The sequence below is a fragment of the Mesorhizobium sp. M7D.F.Ca.US.004.03.1.1 genome (genome assembly GCF_003998635.1).
Lineage (GTDB): Bacteria > Pseudomonadota > Alphaproteobacteria > Rhizobiales > Rhizobiaceae > Mesorhizobium > Mesorhizobium loti.
Genome location: NZ_RZQG01000913.1, coordinates 1 through 2,302, shown reverse-complemented (window position 1 = coordinate 2,302; position 2,302 = coordinate 1). Strand labels below are relative to the sequence as shown.

Annotated in this window: 3 protein-coding genes; 1 reads left to right on the top strand and 2 read right to left on the bottom strand. The window is 62.6% G+C overall.

The window, feature by feature from the left end; all coding sequences use genetic code 11:
* On the bottom strand, window positions 1–1,073 hold a 1,073-nt coding region (locus tag EN935_RS31800; RefSeq protein ID WP_127374007.1), incomplete at its 3' end, for a HAMP domain-containing protein.
* Window positions 1,070–1,786: a response regulator transcription factor gene (locus EN935_RS31795; protein ID WP_109661267.1), complete on the bottom strand. Its 717-nt coding sequence runs from the start codon at window positions 1,784–1,786 to the stop codon at window positions 1,070–1,072. The genes EN935_RS31800 and EN935_RS31795, both read right to left, overlap by 4 nt.
* Window positions 1,787–2,019: 233 nt before the next feature.
* Between EN935_RS31795 and EN935_RS31790 the strand changes: the two genes are divergently transcribed.
* Window positions 2,020–2,302, top strand: a 283-nt coding sequence (locus EN935_RS31790; protein ID WP_127374006.1) for a hypothetical protein, incomplete at its 3' end; no start/stop codon positions are given.

The following is a 2,302-nucleotide window of genomic DNA, read 5'->3' as shown; positions in this document are numbered from 1 at the left end:
ATGCAGATGAGGCCGCGCGAACGGGTATCGTCGTCGAACGAGACGTCGTCATAGCTGTCGGCGATTGATTCCACGAGCGACCAGAAGTCGATGCGTTCGTTCTTCTCCTCCGTCACCTCGAAGGTGGCGAAGTCGATCACCGAGCTGGCGATGCTTTCGACATCGGCGAGGTCGTGCGCCAGCGCCTCGCGAACCGCCGACTTGCGCAACAGTTCCAGGCGCAGGCGCATCCTGGTCATCGGCGTGCGCAGGTCATGCGCCAGTGCCGCCGCCAGATGCTCGCGGTCCTCGACATATTCGCGCAACCGGGTCTGCATGGCGTTGATCGCCTTGGCGGCGGCACGGACCTCGCGGCTGCCGCCTTCAGCGATTGGCGGGCTCTTCAGGTCCTTGCCGATCCGGTTCACGGCGGTTTCCATCATCCGGTAGGGCGCCCTAAGCCGGCGCAGCGACCAGATCGACATGATCACCACCAGGCCGGCGATCAGCGAGTAGAGCGGCAGGCTGTCGAAGCTCAGGATCGGACCGACCGGCGTGATTGGCTCGGTGAAGTTCAGCCATTGGCCGTCGGCGAAGCGTAGCGACGCCGTCAATTTATCGCTTTGGGCGAAGTCGGCTGCCAGCACCAGAAGGTCGCGCTCTACCTGGCCGATATCGGGTCCCGGCGCCGTGCCGTTGGCGTCGTCGGCCTCGCGCGTCGCCGGATCGCGCCGCACGCGTGCATCTGTGATGCCGAACTTCGACAGCCGGCCAACGAGAATGTCTTCGAGCTCGGCCAGTTGGTCGTCGCTTGCGATCGACGAGGTGACCGCCGGCGTGTCCGAGACGGTGAGCGCGTAAGTCGAGTTGAACAGGCCGGTCGCCGTCGCCTTGCGTTGGTCCGGACTGGCGTCATGCATCAGCTGCACCAGCGAGAAGGCACGGTCGTTGAGGCGATAGAGGTCGACGACGTCGTTGGCGGCGGCACGGTCGCGCGACACAATGTAAAGGGTCGCGACCTGGCTGATCAACAGGCCGGCGATGACGATCAGCAGCACCCAGACAGGCAGGGTCTGCGGCAGGAAACGTCTCATTCGGAGGTCGTCTCGGGCAAGAACTGATAGCCGCCGCTACGCACGGTCAGGATCAGCTTGGGCGTTTTCGGGTCGTCTTCCATCTTGCGCCGCAACCGGCTGACCAGGATGTCGATGCTGCGGTCGAAGGAGTAGTCGCTGTCGCCGCCGGAGAGTTCGATGAGCTGGTCGCGGGTCAGCACACGCTGCGCGCTCTTGACGAAGGTCTGCAGCAGGTTGAATTCGGCCATGGTTAGCTCGACCCTGACATCGTCGGGTGCGATCAGCCGGCGGCGCGAACAGTCCATCGTCCAGCCGGCGAAGCGGTAGATCTGCTTGGTGGTGGCGCGCTTGGGCTCGGCGGCGCCATTGCGCCGCAGCACGGCGCGGATGCGCGCCAAAAGCTCGCGCGGGTCGAAGGGTTTGGGCACATAATCGTCGGCGCCCATCTCCAGACCGACGACGCGGTCGGTCGTCTCGGTGACGGCGGTCAGCATGATGATCGGCGTCGAATACTGGGCGCGCAGGTCGCGGCACAGCTCCAGCCCGCTCTTGCCGGGCAGCATCACGTCGAGGACGATGAGATCCACCTGCGTGCGGCGCAGGATGGTCTCCATCTCGATGCCGTCGGCGGCAACCGAGGTGTGCAGGCCCCGCTTCTGGAAGAATTCCTGCAGCAGGTCGCGGATGCCCTTGTCGTCGTCGACAATCAGTATGTGTGCGTCGGATTTCACAGCAGCCCTGTCATTGTTGAGTGCCAAGCCGTTCTGTCGCAACCCACACGATAGAATTCAGGCCATATGTTGGCCAGTGGTGATGATGGGTCCACACCGGCTTTCTCAGACACAATCCAGAAACAAAATTCTACAGTTCAGAAAAACTCCTGAAAAATTTCAAAGGCATAACTGGTCTCGTGGCGGTCAGGTCATCGGCTGCGACGCTAGTCTCCGGGTTTACGGATAAACCGATGCCAAGGTTGTCGATCAGTTTGTTGGGTGCGTTGCTGGGCCTTGGCCTGGTCACTGCCGCTGTCGGACAATCAGACGCAAAGGTGACGCCCACAACCCGGAGCGAACGGTGCGCCAATCTCAGCCACCAATTTGATGAAGCCCTCGAAACCCACGCCACGGCAACGCAGGTCACCGCGGCAAAGGCACTTCAGAGAAAGGGCAACCGGTACTGCGCCGCCAAGAAACAGGCACAGGGCATCCGGATGCTCGCCAACGCTTTGAAGCTGCTTGGAGTGACAC